The following is a 20,156-nucleotide window of genomic DNA, read 5'->3' as shown; positions in this document are numbered from 1 at the left end:
GCAGCCATGTCGACGAACCGCCACACCTCCCGCCTATTCGCCGTTGCCCTCATCGCCCTGTTGCTGGGTGCCGGCGGCTTCGGTTATTGGCGCTCCACCCAGGACCGCCTGCCCGAAGGCCTGAGCATGGGCAATGGGCGCCTGGAATCCACCGAAGTGCAGATCGCTGCCAAGATCCCCGGGCGCCTGGCCGAAGTGCGGGTGGACGAAGGCGATAAGGTGCTCAAAGGCCAACTGCTCGCGCGCATGGACACCCGCACCCTCGAAGCCCAACGCGCCCAGGCCGAGGCCGAAGTGCTGCGCGCCAAGGAAAACTTCGCCGCTGCCGAGGCCAACGTACAACTGCGCCAGAGCGAACAACTGCTGGCCAACCAGGAACTCAAGCGCACCCAGGAGCTGTACAAGCGCGGCTTCGCCAGCAGCCAGTTGATCGACCAGCAGCAAGCCCGGCAGAACACCGGCAACGCCGCGGTGACTGCCGCCCAGGCCCAGGTCAATTCGGTGAAAGCCGCGATTGGCGCCGCCCAGGCCCAGGTCGCCCAGCTCACCAGCGAGATCGACGACAGCAGCCTGCGCGCGCCCATCGACGGAATCATCCAGCTGCGCCTGGCCGAGCCCGGCGAAGTGCTCGGCGCGGGTGGCCGCGTGCTGCTACTGATCGATCCTAATGATCAGTACATGAACCTCTACCTGCCCGCTTCCGTGAGCGGCCGCCTCACCGTCGGCAGCGACGCACGCATCCTGCTCGACGCCCTGCCCGACCAGCCGCTGCCGGCCAGGATCAGCTTCGTCGCCGCCAAATCCCAGTTCACCCCCAAGGAAGTGGAAACCCGCGACGAACGCCAGAAACTGGTATTCCGCGTCAAACTGCGCCTGACCCAACCCAGCGCCGTGCCCCAGGCCAAACCGGGCATGCCCGGCGCCGGTTATGTGCGCACGGCTGACATTGACTGGCCGGCCAACCTGCAATGACCGCCCTGGCGCTGCAGGCCACGGGGATCCATCATCGCTACGGCAAGCAACAGGCCCTGGTTGATATCGCTTTCAGCCTGCCGGCTGGTACGCGCTGCGGGTTGATCGGCCCGGATGGCGCAGGCAAGTCGAGCCTCCTGGGCTTGATCGCCGGGGTTAAAAAGCTCCAGGACGGCCAGTTGCAGGTGCTCGGCGGCGCCATCGAAGATCGCCGCCACCGCAACAGCCTGTACCCGCGCATTGCCTTTATGCCCCAGGGTTTGGGCGGCAACCTGTACCCCGAGCTGTCCATCAGCGAAAACATCCGCTTTTTTGCCACGCTGTTCGGCCTGTCCCAAGCCGATTGCGACCAGCGCATGCACAACCTGCTGCTGGCCACCGACCTCGCGCGTTTCGCCGAACGCCCGGCGGGCAAGCTCTCCGGCGGCATGAAGCAGAAGCTCGGTTTGTGCTGCGCGCTGATCCACGACCCGGACCTGCTGATCCTCGACGAACCCACCACCGGCGTCGATCCGCTGTCACGTCGGCGCTTCTGGGAACTGGTCGACAGCGTACGCAGCGAACGCCCGCAACTGACGCTGCTGGTGGCCACGGCCTACATGGAAGAGGCCGAGCAGTTCGAACACTGCCTGATGCTCGATCGCGGCAAGCTGATCGCCGATGGCCTGAGCAGCGACTTGGCCGCCGCGACACCCAGCGGCAAGCTGGACGAAGCCTTCACCCACTTCCAGGGTGACAGCGCTCACGACAACCAGCCGCTGGTGATCCCGCCGAGGCAAAGCGACAACACCGATATAGCCATCGAGGCCCATGACCTGACCCTGCGTTTTGGCGATTTCACCGCAGTGAACAAGGTCAGCTTCGCCATTGGTCGCGGCGAGATCTTCGGTTTCCTCGGCTCCAACGGCTGCGGCAAGACCACCACCATGAAAGTCCTCACCGGGCTGATGCCGGCCACCGAGGGCAGCGCGACGCTGCTGGGCAACCCGGTGAACGCCAAGGACCTGGCCACCCGCAAGCGCGTGGGATTCATGTCGCAAAGCTTCTCGCTGTACGGCGAACTCAGCGTGCGCCAGAACCTGGTGCTGCATGCGCAACTGTTCGACCTGCCCAAGGCGGACAGCGGCCCGCGCATCGATGAGCTGATCCAGCGTTTCGACCTCGGTGACGTCGCCGAGCAACCGTCCGGCGAGCTGCCCTTGGGCCTGCGCCAGCGCTTGTCATTGGCGGTGGCGGTGCTGCATCGTCCGGAAGTGCTGATTCTCGACGAGCCCACCTCGGGCGTCGACCCGGCCGCGCGGGATGACTTCTGGCGATTGCTGATCGAGCTGTCCCGCGAGCAAGGCGTGACCATCTTCCTGTCCACCCACTTCATGAACGAAGCCCAGCGCTGCGACCGCATCTCCCTGATGCACGCGGGCAAGGTGCTGGCCTGCGATACGCCGGATGCGCTGCAACAGCAATTCCACGGCGATACGTTGGAAGCGGCGTTCGTCACCTGCCTGGAGCACGCCCAGGGCGAAGCCGAGCCTACCGTGCCCGCCAAGACTGTCAGCGAAACCAGCACACCGCCCATGAGTAAACGGGGGTTCAGCCTGGCCCGCCTGGTGGCCGTGGCCAGCCGCGAAGGCAAGGAGCTGCTGCGCGATAAAGTGCGCATGGCCTTCGCCCTGCTGGGGGCGATGTTCATGATGGTGATCTTCGGCTATGGCATTTCCCTGGATGTGGAAAACCTCGCCTTCGCCGTCTACGACCAGGACCAGACGCCGCAAAGCCGCGCCTACCTGGAGGCGTTTCGCAGTTCGCGCTATTTCGCCGAGCAAGCGCCGATCCAGGACTCGACTGAACTGCACCGGCGCCTGCAACGTTCAGAAATCAAACTGGCCCTGGAGATCCCGCCGGGTTTTGGTCGCGATCTCTATGCCGGCCGCCAGCCTACGGTGGCCGCGTGGCTGGACGGTGGCATGCCGTTTCGCGCGGAAACCAGCCGTAACTATGTCGAGGCCGTGCATCAGGAGAACCTGCAGCAACTGGCCGAACTGAGCAGCCTGCCGCGCAACACCCCGGCCGCCGCCAGGCTGGAAACGCGCTTTCGCTATAACCAGGACGTGGTCAGCGTGAATGCCATAGGCCCCGGCGTGATGGCGCTGATCCTGGCATTTATCCCGGCCATGCTCACCGCGCTCGGCATCGTGCGCGAAAAGGAGCTGGGCTCGATCACCAACTTCTACGCCACGCCGCTGACCCGACTGGAGTTCCTGCTCGGCAAACAGGCACCGTACCTGGCCGTGAGCCTGGTCAACCTGGCGGTATTGGTGGCGATGAACCGCTGGCTGTTCGGCGTCCCCTTCAAGGGCAGCGCCCTCACCCTGGCGTTCGGCGGCCTGCTCTACGTGCTGGCGACCACCAGCATGGGCCTGCTGATTTCGGCCTTCACCCGTACGCAGATCGCGGCGATCCTCGGCACCATGATCATCACCAGCTTGCCGACGATCCAGTTCTCCGGGCTGATCGTGCCGCGCTCGTCCCTGGAGGGCGCGGCAGCCTTGATGGGTATGCTGTTTCCGGCGGGGCACTTCCTGGATATTGCCGTGGGCACCTTCACCAAGGCCCTGGACCTGCGCCAGTTGTGGCCCCAGTGCCTGGCGCTGTTCGGGTTCTTCGTCGGGTTTACCGGGCTGAGCCTGGTCATGCTCAAGAAGCAGGAGGCCTGATGCATAAGTTCGCGCACATTCTGCGGCTGGGAATCAAGGAACTGACCAGCCTGCGCCACGACAGCGTATTGCTGCTGTTTCTGTTCTACGCCTTCACCGTCGCCATCTATATGCCCGCCGCCGGTTCGGTGATCGGTGTGCACAATGCCAGCGTAGCGTTTGTCGATGAAGACCACAGCGCCCTCTCACGGCAGATGGCCGAAGCGCTGCAACCGCCCGAATTCCAGGCGCCTGCACCGTTGGCCTATGACCAATTGGACAGGGTCATGGACAGCGGCAAGTACACCTTCGTAATCAATGTGCCGGCGAACTTCCAGGCTGACCTGTTGGCGGGGCGCCAGCCGGGGGTGCAGGTGAATGTGGACGCCACGGCGATGAGCCAGGCGTTCATGGGGGCGGGCTACATCGGGCGGATTTTCCAGCGGGAACTGCTGACCTACAGCGGACAAGCCGATGCCGCCAGCAGGGCACCCGCGCAGCTCACTACCCGGGCGCTGTTCAACACCAATCTGGAGGGCGGCTGGTTCCTGGCGGTGATCCAGATCGTCAACAACATCACCATCCTCGCCATTATCCTCACCGGCACTGCCCTGCTGCGTGAGCGTGAACACGGCACCCTCGACCACCTGCTGGTGCTGCCGCTGACGGCGCTGGAAATCATGCTGGCAAAAATCTGGAGCAACATGCTGGTGGTGGTGCTGTGCACCTGGCTGTCGCTGGAGGTGGTGGTCAGAGGCTTGCTCGGTGTACCACTGGCCGGATCGCTGGGGTTATTCCTGTTCGTGACAGCGCTGTACCTGTTTGCCAGCACGGCGCTGGGGATTTTCCTCGCCACGCTCGCCCGTTCGACGCCGCAATTCGGCCTGCTGGCAATTCCGGTGATTATCCCGATGCTGTTGCTCTCAGGCGGCAGTACGCCGCTGGACAGCATGCCCGAGTGGTTGCAGTGGGTGATGCAGGGGTCGCCGTCGACGCATTTTGTGAGTTTGAGTGCGGCGATTCTGTTTCGTGATGCGGGGGTGAGCGTGGTGTGGCCGGACTTGCTGGCGCTGGCGGGGATTGGGTTGGTGTTTTTTGTGGTGGCGTTGGCGCGGTTCAGGAAAAGCCTGGCGTCCTGAGGCGCCTGTACCGCCGTCATCGGGGGCAAGCCCCCTCCCACATTTGATCGCATTCCAACTGTGGGAGGGGGCTTGCCCCCGATAGTCGCGTAGCGACTTATTGGATGATCAGGTTATTGAACAACAGGTCTTCCACCACCGGCTTGCCGGTCTCATCGCTCATCACTTGCTGGGTTTGCTTCAACGCTTCCTGGCGCAGTTTTTCCTTGCCTTCGACGGTGCTCATCGCCTCATTGGTCTGCTGGGTGAACAGCGCCACCAACTGGTTACGGATCAACGCATCGTTGGCTTTGACGGCGGCGGCCGCTTCGGTGCCGGTCACGCGCAGGGCGATGTCGGCCTTGAACACCTTGAGTTTCGCCGTGCCATCCAGGCCGTAGTTGCCCACGAACGGCGGGCTCAGGCTGATATAGCTGACCTTCGGCGCCTCGCCTTCTTTGGCTTCTTCGGCCTGGGCCGCCATCGGCAAGGTCAGGGCCAGCATCAACAGGATCCACGCTTTCACAGTTCATTCCTCACATTCGGTTGCCGGGTAGCATAACGCTAGCAAGGCAGAGCACAAGCTTATGGCGGCTTATCAGGCCTGGGCATGCTCGTTGACCCACGGGCGTACCCTCCTACACTTATCGGCCACGACGCCAAAAGGAATAGTCCGATGAAAGCTGTGCTGTGCAAAGCCTTCGGCCCTGCCGAAACCCTGGTGCTGGAAGATGTCGCAAGCCCTGCGATCAAGAAGAACGAAATCCTGCTGGACGTGCACGCGGCCGGGGTCAACTTCCCGGATACGCTGATCATCGAGGGCAAGTACCAGTTCAAGCCGCCCTTTCCGTTCTCGCCGGGTGGCGAGGCGGCAGGCGTGGTCAGTGAAGTGGGCGAAAAAGTCGGCCACTTGAAAGTCGGTGACCGGGTCATGGCGCTGACCGGCTGGGGCAGCTTTGCCGAACAGGTCGCGGTGCCGGGCTATAACGTACTGCCGATCCCGCCGAGCATGGATTTCAACACCGCCGCCGCGTTCAGCATGACCTACGGCACGTCGATGCACGCGCTCAAGCAACGGGCCAACCTGCAAGCCGGCGAAACCCTGCTGGTACTCGGCGCTTCCGGTGGCGTGGGCCTGGCCGCCGTAGAAATCGGCAAAGCCATGGGCGCCCGTGTGATCGCCGCCGCCAGCAGCGCCGACAAACTCGCGGTGGCCAAGGCCGCCGGCGCCGATGAGTTGATCAACTACAGCGAAGCCAGCCTGAAAGACGAGATCAAGCGCCTCACGGACGGCAATGGCGCCGATGTGATCTACGACCCGGTGGGGGGCGACCTGTTTGACCAGGCCATCCGCGCCATCGCCTGGAACGGCCGCTTGCTGGTGGTGGGGTTTGCCAGCGGGCGCATTCCGGAGTTGCCGGTGAACCTGGCGCTGCTCAAGGGCGCGGCGGTGGTAGGGGTGTTCTGGGGTTCGTTCGCTCAGCGCCAGCCGCAGGATAATGCGGCGAACTTCCAGCAGTTGTTCACCTGGTACGGCGAGGGCAAGTTGAAGCCGTTGGTGTCGCAGGTGTATCCGCTGGAACAGGCCGCCCAGGCAATCAATGACCTGGGGCAGCGCAAGGCGGTTGGTAAAGTGGTCGTCCAGACTCGATAAAAAATTTGAAATAGGGTCAATGTGGGAGGGGCAAGCCCCCCTCACACATTTTGATCTCCGGTGTTCGTAAGGGAACATTCATTAGGGTTCATTTCTTGTTGTTTACAGATAAGAGGCGATGCTATTTTCGGTAACGAAACTGTAACATTCGCATCCGCAGTCAAAACAAGAAATCTGGAGCTCTTGAATGTTTGCTTTCTTTCGTCCTGCCGCACATCAGGCGCCCCTGCCTGAAGAAAAAATAGACAGTACCTACCGACGCCTGCGCTGGCAGATCTTCGCCGGTATTTTCTTCGGTTACGCCGGGTACTACCTGCTGCGCAAGAACTTCTCCCTGGCCATGCCTTACCTGATCGACGAGGGCTATACCCGCGGCGAACTGGGCTTGGCGATGTCGGCCATCGCGATTGCCTACGGCCTGTCCAAGTTCCTCATGGGCCTGGTGTCCGACCGCTCCAACCCGCGCTACTTCCTGCCCTTCGGCCTGCTGGTTTCCGCCGGGGTGATGTTCATTTTCGGTTTCGCACCTTGGGCGACGTCCAGCGTGACCATGATGTTCATTTTGCTGTTCATCAACGGTTGGGCCCAGGGCATGGGCTGGCCGCCAAGTGGACGGACCATGGTGCACTGGTGGTCGCAGAAAGAACGCGGCGGCGTGGTGTCAGTGTGGAACGTGGCGCACAACGTCGGCGGCGGCCTGATCGGCCCGCTGTTCCTGCTGGGCATGGCCTGGTTCAACGACTGGCACGCGGCGTTCTACGTACCGGCCACCGTGGCGTTGCTGGTCGCGGCCTTTGCCTTCATCACCATGCGCGACACCCCGCAATCGGTAGGCCTGCCGCCGATCGAGCAATACAAGAACGATTACCCGGAAGGCTACGACGCCAGCCACGAAGACGAATTCAGCGCCAAGGAAATCTTCGTCAAGTACGTGCTGCGCAACAAAATGCTGTGGTACATCGCCTTCGCCAACGTGTTTGTCTACCTGCTGCGCTATGGCGTACTGGACTGGGCACCGACCTACCTGAAAGAAGCCAAGCACTTCACGGTGGATAAATCGTCGTGGGCGTACTTCTTCTATGAGTGGGCCGGTATCCCGGGCACGCTGTTGTGCGGCTGGATGTCGGACAAGATCTTCCGTGGCAACCGTGGCCTGACCGGCATCGTGTTCATGGCGTTGGTGACCGTGGCGACCCTGGTGTACTGGCTCAACCCGCCGGGCAACCCGATGATCGACATGATCGCGCTGTTCTCCATCGGCTTCCTGATCTACGGCCCGGTGATGCTGATCGGCCTGCAGGCGCTGGAACTGGCACCGAAGAAAGCCGCCGGCACCGCTGCGGGCTTCACCGGCCTGTTCGGTTACCTGGGCGGCTCGGTGGCAGCCAGTGCGGCCATGGGTTACACCGTGGACCATTTCGGCTGGGACGGTGGTTTCGTGCTGCTGATCGGCGCGTGCCTGCTGGCAATCGCCTTCCTGATCCCAACCCTGTGGCACACCAACAGCGTCAGCTCGGCGCGTTAACCGCCTGGGCAATCCTTTGCACAGCGCTTGAGCCGCGCCTCCAGGTTCTTATCTGGCATGGCGTGGCTACGCAGGGCGTTGACGGTCTGCTCGACATAATCGCGAGTGGTGCCGTAACGCCCGCAAGCGCTTTGCAGCACATGGTTCAGCACGATATCGGGCAAGTTACCGGCGTAGCTGGGCAAGTGCCGTTCCAACACAAACCCCAGCGCCTGTACGGTACTGCCATCTTCCAGACGGCAACTGAGCCAGTGTGGCCGGTAGGACGGGTAAGGCATCTCGCGCTGCCACAGGGCGTAAAGCGAGGCCTCCAACTGATCGTCCGGCAAACGGTAGGCAAACCCGCTGCAAGAGCCGCCGCGATCCAGACCAAAGACCAACCCCGGCAACTCCGGTGTCCCCCGATGCTCGTGAGACCACAGGTACAGGCCCCGGTGATAACCGTGGACCCGTGCCCGCACCCGCTCGGTCGAGGAGCATTCAGGGCGCCAGATCAGCGAACCATAAGCGAATAACCAGACCGGCCCACCCTTATGCCGCGCCATAGTGGCCTGCATCGAGCTCATCAACTGTTCGTGAGTGAGTTGCGGCCCAAGATCGAGCCGCGGAGGGTAAGCCAATTGCAAAAGATCGGATTCAATAACGGTCATGGCAAATCGCTTAGGTCTCCTGTGCTTTACCAGTTGTAGGCAACTTTACCGTAATAGAACGCACCGCTGTAACCGTATGGCGAAAAAGTGCTATAGGCCAAATTCCCACCGCTGCTGGCAAACGCGTTGACCTTCTCCGGATATTTATCGGTGACGTTGTCGCCGCCCAGGGTGAAGGTCCAGTTCTTCAACTTGTAGTCCGCCGACAAATCCAGGACCCAGGCCGCCTTGAAGGTCTGGTCGTTGACCTTGTCTGCCTGGTAGCTGGTGAATTCACCATAGCGCACCAGGTTACTGTGCAGCGCCCAATTGCCGAATGTGAAGTCGTTACCCAGGCTCAGCTTGTGCTCAGGCGTGGTATCGCCCAACAAACCGCTCTTTTCGCGACGGTCTACCCGCACCAGGTTGGCACCCAGGCTGTCGAGGATGGCCGGGTTGGGCTTTACGTCCGTCACCCGAGTGTGGTTGTAGTTGTAGCCCACGGTGCTGTTCCAGCGGATGCCGTTATCGAACTGATAGCGATAGTTGGCCACCAGGTCGACGCCGTCGGTGCTGGTGTCGGTGGCGTTGGTGAAGTAGCGGGCAGTGGTGTAGTTGATATTGCCGACACCATTGGCGCGCAGATAGGCCTGGGTGGCCGGGTCCAGGTTAAGGTTGGACGACAGACTGATACGGTCGCGGATATCGATGCGGTACACGTCCACCGTTACCGTCAGGTCGTCGGCAGGTTCCAGTACCAGGCCAAGGCTGTAGTTGCGCGACTTCTCGGCCTTGAGGTCTTCCGCGCCCAGCAGGCGGGCCACCTGGCTCGATGCCGGGAAGGTGCCGGCCTCGCGGATATCACTGCCGATCAATTGCGACGAGGTAAACGCAAAGTTCTGCTGCGCCAGGGACGGTGCGCGGAAACCGTTGGAGATACTGCCGCGCAAGGCCACCTGCGGGGTGAAGTCGTAACGGGCCGACAGCGAGCCGCTGACATTGGAACCGAAGTCACTGTAATCCTCATGCCGCACGGCGGCCGATGCGCTGAGTTTTTCGGTGAAGTTGGTTTCCAGGTCCAGGTACTGGGCCCAGTTGTGGCGCGAACTGCTGCCGGCGTCGGCATCACGGAAGCCACCGAGGCCCGAGCTGCCGGTCTGGTAGTAGGACGCCGGTTCACCCGCTTCAATCTCGTAACCCTGGCGCAGGTATTCACCGCCAAAGGCCACGGAGACCGGATATGGCAGCAAGCCCACGTCGAACTCACGGGACAGGTCGAGGCTGACTTGCTTCTGGTCGTTGCTCAGGGTGCCGTTGTCGAACTTGCGCGGCGTGGCCAGGCCCAGGGAGGTGTTGATGGTTTCCGTGCCCAGCTCGTATTGGTTCTTGCCGTAGTTGGCCGACAGGTCGTAATGCCAGTCGTAGGCCAACAGCCCACGCAGGCCCACCACCAGCGAGGTGTCTTCCAGGTTGCCCTTGATCAGCGGCAGATAACCGTTGGGGTTGAGCGCCGGGATGTTATTGGAAGCGTTGCTCGCCCGGTAGAACGCCGCCGTCTCACCGCGCCGCTTACTGTAGCCGCCGAAGGTGTAGAACTCGGCGGCATCGTTGAACGAATATTCCGAGTTGAACTGGAACTTGCCCTCATTGGTGGCCGGCTCGCCCTGGCGGAACACGCGCTGGCCGTAGGTGGTGGAGCCGACACTGCCTGGGCGGTAATCATCTCCCGCACGGTTGGTGTAATCGTTATCGGCACCTTCGGCCGAGAGGTTGATAAAGCCGTTATCGCCCAGCGCCAGGCCAGTATTGCCGCTGACATTACGCTGGATACCGTCGCCCTTCTTGTATTCGCCGAACTTGGTAGAGATCGAGCCACCATGGTCGGCGTGCTTGAGGATCACGTTGATCACCCCGGCAATGGCGTCCGAGCCGTAGCGCGCGGAAGCGCCATCGCGCAGCACCTCGATATGGTCTACCGCCGACAGCGGGATCGCATTCAGGTCCGCCGGCGCAGAGCCGCGACCCACCGCACCGCCCAGGTTGACGAACGCGCTGGTATGGCGACGCTTGCCATTGACCAGCACCAGCACCTGATCTGGCGACAGGCCACGCAACTGCGCAGGACGCACCAGCTCGGCACCGTCCACCAGGCTCGGGCGCGGGAAGTTGATCGACGGAATCAGCCGCGCCAGCACGGCGCCCAGCTCATCGGAGCCGGTGCTGCGCAGGGTATCGCCGGAAATCACATCGATGGGTGACAGCGAAGCACTGGCCGTGCGCTCCTGGGCCCGGGTGCCGGTGACGATCACGGTGTCGAGCCTGGGTGCATCGGTAGCCGAGGTTTCGGCCGCGAAGACAGGATTGAAACCCACGGCGGTCAGCAAATTGGCTGACAAAATCGCCGTGTACAGCGCGTGTTGCTTGTAGCTCCCCATACCGCTCCCCTTTGAATCAAAAAACCAGAACATCGCGTTCTGAGTTCATACGATCGGTCCGGCTGGCGGGCGGTGGCGGTCAGTGATTGGTGGTTGTGAATGAGTCGGTAGTCCGTTGCGATATAGCTTAAGGATATTCATGTAACAAATTAAATACCTTTAAAGCATAAGCGATTGCATATGCAAACTCGCCCATTCGTCAGGATTGCGCGTGCCAATCCCGGTAGTTTCAGTCCCGGTTCAGCCTGGGAACGCGCCAAGCCGTCAAAATAGCGCACACGTCACGACCCACCTAGCCGCCTGTCAAACAGACTATCGAGGTCGCACCCATGAAAAAATTCCGACTGCCTGGCCTGCTGTTCCTGGCCCAGGCCACCACCGCTCTGGCGGGCGAAGCACCAGCCACCGAGGACGACAAAGGTTTCTGGTACGCCCAGACCAGCGTCTACACCCGGCACTTTGCGCCGGACCCGAACCACAACAACAACCAGGACCTGATCGGCCTGGAGCGCAATGAAGCCTCAGGTTTTGTGTATGGCGGGGCGACGTTTCGCAACTCGTTCAGCCAGCGCTCGTTCTACGCGTACGCGGGTAAACGCTACGACCTGGCGGACTATCCGGTGTACCTGAAGCTGACCGGTGGGGCGATCCAGGGCTATCGCGGCAAGTACCGCGACAAGATCCCGTTGAACCGTTTCGGCGTGGCGCCGGTGATCATTCCGTCGGTGGGCGCCCATTACGGGCCGGTAGCGGCGGAATTGGTGTTGCTGGGGTTCAATGCAGCGATGGTGACGACCGGCGTACGATTTTAAGCACGCGGCGCATAGGCAAACACATCAGCCCGCATCTGGTGCGCATCCATGCCGGCTTCGACCAACGCATCCAAGGTGCCATAGACCATGGCCGGTGAGCCGCTGGCGTAGACGTGCACCGACTTGAGGTCGGCAATATCTTCGCACACCGCTTCATGCAACAACCCGCAGCGCCCTTCCCAACCGCACAGATCGCTGACGACTTTGTGCAGGAACAGGTTGGGCAGTTGCAGCCACTGATCCCAGTGTTCGATCTCGTAGAAATCTTCCGGTCGACGCACGCCCCAGTACAGGTGCACCGGGTGCTTGAAGCCGGAGGCGCGGCAATGTTCGATCAGGCTGTGCATCTGCGCCATGCCGGTGCCGGCGGCGATCAACACCAACGGCCCATCGGGCAGCTCGGCCAGGTGGGTGTCGCCAAACGGCAGCTCGACGCGGGCCATCTGGTTGCGCTGCAGTTGCGCAAGCAAAGTGCGCGCGCTGTCCTCGCGAGCCAGTACATGTAACTCCAGCTCACGCCCGGCATGAGGCGCCGACGCCAGGGAGAAGGCGGATTTCTCGCCATTCTCCCGCTCGATCATCAGGTATTGCCCGGCGTGGTAACGCACCGCCTTGCCAGCCGGCGCACGCAGGCGCACTCGCCACACATCGCCACCGACCTCTACGCACTCACTCAATTGGCACGACAGCTTGCGCAACGGCAACTCTCCCGGCGCCAGCACGCCATCCCACAACACAATGCAATCTTCCAGCGGCTCGGCAATACAGGTGTAGAACTCACCGTGATCACGCACTTCACCAGCCTGCTGCACGCGGCCTTCCACCAACAGCGCGGCGCACACATGGCACACACCGTTGCGACAGGCCTGTGGGCACTCGTAGCCCAGGCGGCGTGCGCCTTCGAGGATTCGCTCGCCAGGGACCAGCTCCAGCACGGCGCCGGAAGGTTGCAGGGTTACACGCATCAATCTATTCCCAATTCTTTCCAGATCGCATCGACACGGGCAGTGACGGCTTCATCCTTGACGATCACCCGGCCCCACTCGCGGGTGGTTTCACCCGGCCATTTGTGGGTGGCATCCAGGCCCATCTTCGAACCCAGGCCCGACACCGGCGAAGCGAAGTCGAGGTAGTCGATTGGCGTGTTGTCGATCATCACCGTGTCGCGCTTGGGGTCCATGCGCGTGGTGATGGCCCAGATCACGTCGTTCCAGTCGCGGGCGTTGATGTCGTCGTCGGTGACAATAACGAACTTGGTGTACATGAACTGTCGCAAAAACGACCACACACCGAGCATTACCCGCTTGGCATGACCTGGGTACGACTTTTTCATGGTCACGATGGCCATGCGGTACGAGCAGCCTTCCGGCGGCAGGTAGAAGTCAGTGATCTCCGGGAATTGCTTCTGCAGGATCGGCACGAACACTTCGTTGAGTGCCACGCCGAGAATCGCCGGCTCGTCCGGCGGCCGGCCGGTGTAGGTGCTGTGGTAGATCGGTTTGATCCGATGGGTGATACGCTCGACGGTGAACACCGGGAAGCTGTCGACTTCGTTGTAGTAGCCGGTGTGGTCGCCGTAAGGGCCTTCATCGGCCATTTCACCCGGGTGGATCACGCCTTCGAGGATAATTTCGGCAGTGGCCGGTACTTGCAGGTCGTTGCCGCGGCATTTCACCAGCTCGGTGCGGTTACCGCGCAGCAGACCGGCGAAGGCGTATTCGGACAGGCTGTCGGGCACTGGGGTCACGGCACCGAGGATGGTGGCGGGGTCGGCACCCAGGGCCACGGAGACCGGGAAGGGTTTGCCGGGATGCTTATCGCACCACTCACGGTAGTCCAACGCGCCGCCACGGTGGCTCAGCCAGCGCATGATGACCTTGTTGCGGCCGATCACTTGCTGGCGGTAGATGCCGAGGTTCTGGCGGTCCTTGTTCGGGCCTTTGGTGACGGTCAGGCCCCAGGTGATCAGCGGGCCGACGTCGCCGGGCCAGCAGGTCTGCACCGGCAGCATGGCGAGATCGACGTCATCGCCTTCGATGACCACCTCTTGACACACCGCGTCCTTGACCACTTTGGGGGCCATGGCAATGATCTTGCGGAAGATCGGCAGCTTCGACCAGGCATCCTTGAGGCCCTTGGGCGGCTCGGGCTCCTTGAGGAAGGCCAGCAGCTTGCCGATCTCGCGCAATTCGCTGACCGACTCGGCGCCCATGCCAAAGGCCACGCGCTCCGGCGTACCGAACAGGTTGCCGAGCACCGGGATATCAAAGCCGGTCGGGTTCTCGAACAGCAGCGCCGGGCCCTTGTTACGCAGGGTACGGTCGCAAATCTCAGTCATTTCCAGCACCGGGGAAATCGGCATCTGAATACGTTTCAACTCTCCGCGCTGCTCAAGTTGCTGCACGAAATCCCGAAGATCCTTGAATTTCATTAACCATGCCACCCGTAAAATAGGCGTACATCCTACCTGCTCTGAGGGCGGCTGGCAGCTTAATTGGCCGTTAGCCCTCGTGATTGCAGCGAACGAAACAACGGCTCCAGGAAGGCCTCGACGTGCCGCGCACCGACATCAGAGAGGTGATTGTCATCGGTGTACAGCGCTCGGCCGTTGAACTCAACCCGGCACAAGCCATCGGCGCCGCACAGCAAGGGCGCGGGGTCGAGCACCGTGACACCGCTGTCGGCCGCTGCCAACTCGTCAAACAGCTGGGAGATAAAGGCTTGGCGCTTGAGGTGCTCGGCCACGGGCAGGCCTTCTCGGTCCACCGGCCGGTGCATCATCGCCAGGCGACTGAGACGGTAAGGCACGATGATTTCCTGCAACGGCACCTCCTTGATCAGCCAGACTCTATGGCCTGCGGCGCGCAAATCCTTGATGCGCTCGCGCAGCCCCTCAGCGAAGCGTTGCTCAGCGATGGCACGCACGTATTGACCTGTCGCGGGGTCCTTGAGCGCGTGCTCTTTGTCACCTGACATCTGCCCATAGAGGTACAAGCTCCAGCGCGCCGCCAGCACCACATCGCTGAAGGATCGCTCGGCCAGCGCTTTTTCCACGCGATGATTGAAATGGGCGCAGCGGGCAATGTTTTCCAGGCCATCCAAAGGCACGCAACCCGCAAAACTGGCCTCTACCAGGCTGATGTCGTGCCGCTTGGCCGCCATCTCAAGTGCTGGAATCAAGGCCGTGGCGTGACTGTCACCCCATACCAGTGCGGAAACCGCGCTGTCTTTAGAACCGAAATAACAGAACAGCCGCTCGTCGGGCGTGTCTTTGTCGGCCATGCACGCCATCAACTCCGGGCTCCACTTTTTTGCCTGGGCATAACGCAGGGCCTGCTCGGATAAGCGCGATGGCACACCGTCGGCCTTGCGCAACGCCACACCTGTGATGCCGAGGCACAGGATCCCGACGCACGCCGCCGCCAGAATCGCCTTACGCCCGGGCAGCAGGCGCTTCTCCCGAAACGGAGTTTCCACAAAACGCCAGGACAGGTAGCCCAACACCAGGCTCAGCAGCATCAGACCGCCCAGTTCCAGCGGGCTCAGGCCATCAACCGCGGCATAGCTGGCATACACGAACACCGGCCAGTGCCACAGGTACCAGGAGTAGGAAATCAACCCCACGCCCACCATCACCCGTGAACTCAGCAGGCGCCCGACCCAGGTGGGTTGCTGGCCGTTGGCCCAGATCAGCCCGACCACACCCAGCACCGGCAACAACGCGGCCGCGCCGGGAAACGGTGTGGCTGAATCAAATACTAAAACGGCGATCAGTATCAGTGTCATCGACAACAGGCTGATCCCTTGGGCCAGAGCGGGCGACGCTCGCCATTCACGCAGGGGCATCACCGCCAGCATGGCGCCGGCCAGCAACTCCCAGGCACGCAGATGCAACAGGTAGAACGCCTTTTGCGGCGCATGGACCACCGCCCACAGGCTCATGCCGAACGACACCAGCAAAATCCCGAATAGCGCCAGGCGCCAATGCTTCAGGCGACTGGCCAGCAAGGTCAACAGCAGCGGGAAGATGATGTAGAACTGCTCTTCGACCGCCAGCGACCAAGTGTGCAACAACGGCTTGATGTCGGAGGCCGCCTCAAAGTAACCGTGCTGGCGAGAAAACAGCAGGTTGGAGGTGAAGATCGCCTGGTAGTGCACCGACCGCCCAAGCTCCTCGTAGTCCTTGGGCGCCAACAGGAACCAGCCCACCGCCAGGGTGGCCGCCATCATGACAAACAGCGCCGGCAGGATGCGCCGGGCACGCCGCGCCCAGAAATCCACAAAGCTGAAGCGCCCGGCCTGGCGTTCCCGACAGATGATCGAGGTGATCAGGAACCCTGAAATCACGAAAAATACATCTACACCGACGAAGCCGCCTGTTACACCAGGCACCCCAAAATGGAACAGCACCACAGCCAGCACTGCAACGGCGCGTAGCCCATCGATGTCTCTTCGGTAAGCAAGAACAGTCATAAAACGTAGTCAACCTGATACGAATGGGAGTGAGCGTAGCCTCACTCCCCTTTTTTGTTTCTTAACTGACACTTATGCCGCACAAACCTCCCTTTTTTGGCGCAAAAAAATGGCGCCCCATGGTGCGCCATTTTTTCGACCTGAAACGTCGTACTACTTACGCTTCATCGACAGGAAGAACTCGTCGTTGGTCTTGGTGGTTTTCAGCTTGTCGACCAGGAACTCGATGGCGGCTACTTCGTCCATCGGGTGCAGCAGCTTGCGCAGGATCCACATGCGCTGCAGTTCGTCGTCAGCGGTCAGCAACTCTTCGCGGCGGGTGCCGGAACGGTTGATGTTGATCGCCGGGAACACGCGTTTTTCCGCGATGCGACGATCCAGTGGCAGTTCCATGTTGCCGGTACCCTTGAACTCTTCGTAGATCACTTCGTCCATCTTCGAACCGGTTTCAACCAGTGCGGTGGCGATAATGGTCAGCGAGCCGCCTTCTTCGATGTTCCGCGCGGCACCGAAGAAACGTTTCGGTTTCTCCAGGGCGTGGGCATCGACACCACCGGTCAATACCTTGCCGGAGCTCGGGATCACGGTGTTGTAGGCACGGGCCAGACGGGTGATGGAGTCGAGCAGGATCACCACGTCCTTCTTGTGTTCGACCAGGCGCTTGGCCTTCTCGATCACCATTTCGGCAACCTGCACGTGGCGGGTTGGCGGCTCGTCGAACGTGGAGGCAACCACTTCGCCGCGCACGGTGCGCTGCATTTCGGTTACTTCTTCCGGACGCTCATCGATCAGCAGCACGATCAGGTGAACTTCAGGATTGTTACGCGCGATGTTCGCGGCAATGTTCTGCAGCATGATGGTCTTACCGGCTTTCGGCGGGGCGACGATCAGGCCACGCTGGCCTTTGCCGATCGGGGCGCACAGGTCGATCACACGACCGGTGAGGTCTTCGGTGGAACCGTTACCGGCTTCCATCTTCATGCGCACGGTCGGGAACAGCGGGGTCAGGTTCTCGAAGAGAATCTTGTTTTTCGCGTTCTCGGGACGATCGAAGTTGATCGTGTCGACCTTGAGCAGGGCGAAATAACGCTCGCCTTCTTTCGGTGGGCGGATCTTGCCAACGATGGTGTCACCGGTGCGCAAGTTGAAGCGACGGATCTGGCTTGGCGAGACGTAGATATCGTCTGGGCCGGCGAGATAGGACGCGTCAGCAGAGCGGAGGAAGCCGAAGCCGTCCTGGAGAATCTCCAGCACGCCATCACCGGAGATTTCCTCGCCGCTTTTCGCGTGCTTCTTGAGCAGGGAGAAAATCACGTCCTGCTTGCGCGAACGGGCCATATTTTCTATGCCCATTTCTTCGGCCAATTGGAGCAGGTCGGTAATCGGCTTTTGCTTGAGTTCAGTCAGATTCATATAGGAATGACGTAATCATTTATGGAGGGGGGAAATTAAGCTTTTGGCTTAATGAGGCCGCGCCGCAGAGAAGGCGACAGGATCGCGTACTAATCGAAAAGGAATGCGTCGGCGACGGCTTGCAGGGGGCAGTGGAGAAACCAGTGCGGGGCCGAATGTACCACCTGAGTTTCGGAGCGTCTAGCCCTGTTTCACGAAAAAGCCCCGCTATTTTGCGGGGCCTTTTTGACGACGCTTAGATGTTCGCGTCCAGGAAAGCTTGGAGCTGAGACTTCGACAGCGCGCCTACCTTGGTCGCTTCGACGTTGCCGTTCTTGAACAGCATCAGGGTCGGGATGCCACGCACGCCGTGCTTGGCCGGGGTTTCCTGGTTGTCGTCGATGTTCAACTTGGCAATGGTCAGCTTGCCTTCGTAGGTGGTCGCAATGTCGTCCAGGACTGGAGCGATCATTTTGCAAGGGCCGCACCATTCAGCCCAGTAGTCAACCAGCACCGGGCCTTGAGCCTTGAGTACTTCGGCCTCAAAGGTCGCGTCGGTGACGTGCTTGATAAGATCGTTGCTCATGGATGTCTCCGGATTGTAAGCAAAAAAAACGTGGCCCATCATAGCCGCCCTTCCCCCGTTCAGGAAGCCGCCTCTGATTGAGTCTTCCTATGATGGCCCATGAGTCTGGGTATAGCCCAACTCAGGGCGTTATGGGAGTCACGAAGGCTATGCCGGTGCGCAACGCCGCATTGCGTACGTGCTCCTGCATGGTTTTTTGCGCCGCCGCGCTGGCGCGCCGGGCCAGCGCGCGCACTATCCGGCGATGCTCCTGCCAGGTTTCTATGGCACGCTCCGGTCGGATGAACGGTAGCTTCTGACTCTCCAGAAAAACTTCGGCACTCGCGCTCAGAATGCTCACCATCGCCTGGTTGCCGCTGGCGAGCAGGATGCGCTGGTGAAATTCGAAGTCGAGCCTGGCGGCGGCTTCGAAGTCGCCGGCCTTGAGCACCTTGCGCATGGCCTCGACATTGTCTTCCAGGCTGTCCAACTCATCGAGGGTCAGCGTCACCGCCGCCAACCCCGCCGCAAAACCCTCCAGGGCATAGCGCAACTGGAAGATATCCAGTGGCGTAGCCTGCGCCGCGAAGGGCCAGGCGAACCCCGGTGACTCCTCGACCGCCTGCACGAACACGCCCTTGCCCGGCTGCACACTGACCACACCCAACGCACTGAGGGACGACAATGCCTCACGCAACGACGCTCGGCTCACCCCCAACTGCACTGCCAGGTCACGTTGGGACGGCAGTGCATCGCCCGGCCCGAAGCCTTGCTCCTTGATCAGTTTGCGGATGGCCTGCAGGGCCGCTTCCGGTACGGCTTGGGCAATGGAATTCATAAAAAACTCAAGGTTCCAGTCAGCTGAATGGCTAGTTGTAAAGCTATTCGTGGCGGGCGGCAAGCCACGCCCCAAAGGGGCTCGCGAGGTTTTGCCGACGCTCGAAAACAGTGCGCAAAGCCCCGACACTGTTCAGACCAGTCCGACCACCAGAACTCAACAAATACTGGCCCTGCAGACGATTCCGAGGGTGATGGCATGGGCTGTGCACTGGGCAAACCCAGAAAATCCCTTCGCCCTTCTCGGAGAGTTGCCATGACCAAGCGCTACAGCGCCCTGCTTACTGCCCTGTTTGCCAGCCTGATGCTGAGCCAGGCACCCGCCCAGGCCAATGGTCTGGACGACATCGTCGCCCGTGGCACCCTCAAGGTCGCCGTACCCCAGGACTTCCCGCCCTTCGGCTCGGTCGGCCCTGACATGAAGCCACGTGGCCTGGACATCGACACCGCCAAGCTGCTGGCCGACCAGCTCAAGGTCAAGCTGGAACTGACCCCGGTCAACAGCACCAATCGTATTCCGTTCCTCACCACCGGCAAGGTCGATCTGGTGATCTCCAGCCTGGGCAAGAACCCTGAGCGGGAAAAGGTCATCGACTTCTCCAAGGCCTACGCGCCGTTCTACCTGGCCGTGTTCGGCCCGCCTGAAGCCGCCATCAGTAGCACCGACGACCTCAAGGGCAAAACCATCAGCGTGACCCGTGGCGCCATCGAAGATATCGAACTGACCGCCGTCGCACCCAAGGAAGCCACGATCAAGCGCTTCGAAGACAACAACTCCACCATCGCCGCCTACCTGGCCGGCCAGGTCGACCTGATTGCCAGCGGCAACGTGGTAATGGTGGCGATCAGCGAACGCAACCCAAAACGCGTACCCGCGCTGAAGGTAAAGCTCAAGGACTCGCCGGTGTACGTGGGCGTGAACAAGAACGAGCCGGCATTGCTGGATAAGGTCAACCAGATCCTGGTCGCGGCCAAGGCCGATGGCAGCCTGGAAAAGAACGCTATGCAATGGCTGAAAGAGCCACTGCCCGCCGATCTCTGAAAGCGGAGC

16 protein-coding genes are annotated in these 20,156 nt (G+C 61.4%); 7 read left to right on the top strand and 9 right to left on the bottom strand.

The annotated features are described in order from the left end of the window. Nucleotides 1-6 precede the first annotated feature (6 nt). From BM110_RS20535 to BM110_RS20525, 3 genes are read left to right on the top strand one after another with little or no spacing between them, the layout of a single operon-like run. Nucleotides 7-972, top strand: a complete 966-nt coding sequence (locus tag BM110_RS20535; RefSeq protein WP_093514089.1) for an HlyD family secretion protein — start codon at nucleotides 7-9, stop codon at nucleotides 970-972. Beyond that, complete coding sequence (rbbA, locus tag BM110_RS20530) at nucleotides 969-3,686, top strand: ribosome-associated ATPase/putative transporter RbbA (RefSeq protein ID WP_093514088.1); 2,718 nt, start codon at nucleotides 969-971, stop codon at nucleotides 3,684-3,686. Before BM110_RS20535 ends, rbbA begins: the two co-directional genes overlap by 4 nt. Continuing rightward, on the top strand, nucleotides 3,686-4,804 hold the full coding sequence (locus BM110_RS20525) for an ABC transporter permease (protein ID WP_092241763.1): 1,119 nt from the start codon (nucleotides 3,686-3,688) through the stop codon (nucleotides 4,802-4,804). Before rbbA ends, BM110_RS20525 begins: the two co-directional genes overlap by 1 nt. 97 nt (nucleotides 4,805-4,901) lie before the next feature. On the opposite strand, the gene BM110_RS20520 is transcribed toward BM110_RS20525, so the two are convergent. Further along, complete coding sequence (locus BM110_RS20520) at nucleotides 4,902-5,309, bottom strand: flagellar basal body-associated protein FliL (protein WP_093120488.1); 408 nt, start codon at nucleotides 5,307-5,309, stop codon at nucleotides 4,902-4,904. 150 nt (nucleotides 5,310-5,459) lie between these two features. On the opposite strand from BM110_RS20520, the gene BM110_RS20515 reads away from it, so the two are divergent. Both BM110_RS20515 and glpT read left to right on the top strand, forming a co-directional pair. Then, nucleotides 5,460-6,437, top strand: coding sequence for an NADPH:quinone oxidoreductase family protein (locus BM110_RS20515; RefSeq protein WP_071490458.1), 978 nt, complete (start codon nucleotides 5,460-5,462; stop codon nucleotides 6,435-6,437). Nucleotides 6,438-6,624: 187 nt separating this feature from the next. Continuing rightward, nucleotides 6,625-7,962 carry a glycerol-3-phosphate transporter gene (glpT, locus tag BM110_RS20510; protein ID WP_025857408.1) on the top strand — a complete coding sequence of 446 codons (1,338 nt, stop codon included), beginning with the start codon at nucleotides 6,625-6,627 and terminating at the stop codon, nucleotides 7,960-7,962. On the opposite strand, the gene BM110_RS20505 is transcribed toward glpT, so the two are convergent. After that, the gene (locus BM110_RS20505; RefSeq protein WP_093514087.1) at nucleotides 7,959-8,612 is read right to left on the bottom strand and encodes a gamma-glutamylcyclotransferase; all 654 of its coding nucleotides are present in this window, start codon (nucleotides 8,610-8,612) and stop codon (nucleotides 7,959-7,961) included. The genes glpT and BM110_RS20505 overlap by 4 nt on opposite strands. 26 nt (nucleotides 8,613-8,638) lie before the next feature. Then, entirely contained in the window at nucleotides 8,639-11,026 is a 2,388-nt protein-coding gene (locus BM110_RS20500; protein ID WP_092241760.1) for a TonB-dependent receptor plug domain-containing protein, read from the bottom strand. A 329-nt stretch (nucleotides 11,027-11,355) separates the two neighbouring features. Here BM110_RS20500 and BM110_RS20495 point away from each other — a divergent pair, with 329 nt between their 5' ends. Further along, nucleotides 11,356-11,838, top strand: coding sequence for a sn-glycerol-3-phosphate transporter (locus BM110_RS20495; RefSeq protein WP_093120481.1), 483 nt, complete (start codon nucleotides 11,356-11,358; stop codon nucleotides 11,836-11,838). On the opposite strand, the gene BM110_RS20490 is transcribed toward BM110_RS20495, so the two are convergent. The 6 genes from BM110_RS20490 to BM110_RS20465 all read right to left on the bottom strand — a co-directional run bounded on the left by BM110_RS20490 (nucleotide 11,835) and on the right by BM110_RS20465 (nucleotide 19,106). Beyond that, nucleotides 11,835-12,803 carry a CDP-6-deoxy-delta-3,4-glucoseen reductase gene (locus tag BM110_RS20490; RefSeq protein WP_092241756.1) on the bottom strand — a complete coding sequence of 323 codons (969 nt, stop codon included), beginning with the start codon at nucleotides 12,801-12,803 and terminating at the stop codon, nucleotides 11,835-11,837. The genes BM110_RS20495 and BM110_RS20490 overlap by 4 nt on opposite strands. Continuing rightward, a complete protein-coding gene (ubiD, locus tag BM110_RS20485) occupies nucleotides 12,803-14,269 on the bottom strand; it encodes a 4-hydroxy-3-polyprenylbenzoate decarboxylase (RefSeq protein WP_092241754.1) in 1,467 nt (488 codons plus the stop codon). Before ubiD ends, BM110_RS20490 begins: the two co-directional genes overlap by 1 nt. Nucleotides 14,270-14,328: 59 nt before the next feature. Beyond that, nucleotides 14,329-16,311: an acyltransferase family protein gene (locus BM110_RS20480; RefSeq protein WP_093120476.1), complete on the bottom strand. Its 1,983-nt coding sequence runs from the start codon at nucleotides 16,309-16,311 to the stop codon at nucleotides 14,329-14,331. 153 nt (nucleotides 16,312-16,464) lie between these two features. Next, nucleotides 16,465-17,724, bottom strand: a complete 1,260-nt coding sequence (gene rho / locus BM110_RS20475) for a transcription termination factor Rho (protein ID WP_016973082.1) — start codon at nucleotides 17,722-17,724, stop codon at nucleotides 16,465-16,467. Nucleotides 17,725-17,959: 235 nt separating this feature from the next. Beyond that, nucleotides 17,960-18,289: a thioredoxin TrxA gene (trxA, locus tag BM110_RS20470; protein ID WP_003213989.1), complete on the bottom strand. Its 330-nt coding sequence runs from the start codon at nucleotides 18,287-18,289 to the stop codon at nucleotides 17,960-17,962. A gap of 121 nt (nucleotides 18,290-18,410) precedes the next feature. Further along, nucleotides 18,411-19,106, bottom strand: coding sequence for a FadR/GntR family transcriptional regulator (locus BM110_RS20465; protein ID WP_093514086.1), 696 nt, complete (start codon nucleotides 19,104-19,106; stop codon nucleotides 18,411-18,413). A gap of 255 nt (nucleotides 19,107-19,361) precedes the next feature. Here BM110_RS20465 and BM110_RS20460 point away from each other — a divergent pair, with 255 nt between their 5' ends. Beyond that, nucleotides 19,362-20,147, top strand: coding sequence for a transporter substrate-binding domain-containing protein (locus tag BM110_RS20460; RefSeq protein WP_071490465.1), 786 nt, complete (start codon nucleotides 19,362-19,364; stop codon nucleotides 20,145-20,147). The last annotated feature ends 9 nt before the right edge of the window (nucleotides 20,148-20,156 follow it).

It is taken from the genome of Pseudomonas sp. NFPP28 (assembly GCF_900115535.1).
GTDB lineage: Bacteria > Pseudomonadota > Gammaproteobacteria > Pseudomonadales > Pseudomonadaceae > Aquipseudomonas > Aquipseudomonas extremorientalis.
Note: the sequence above shows the minus strand (reverse complement) of the source record. Positions and strands in the feature narration are given on the sequence as shown.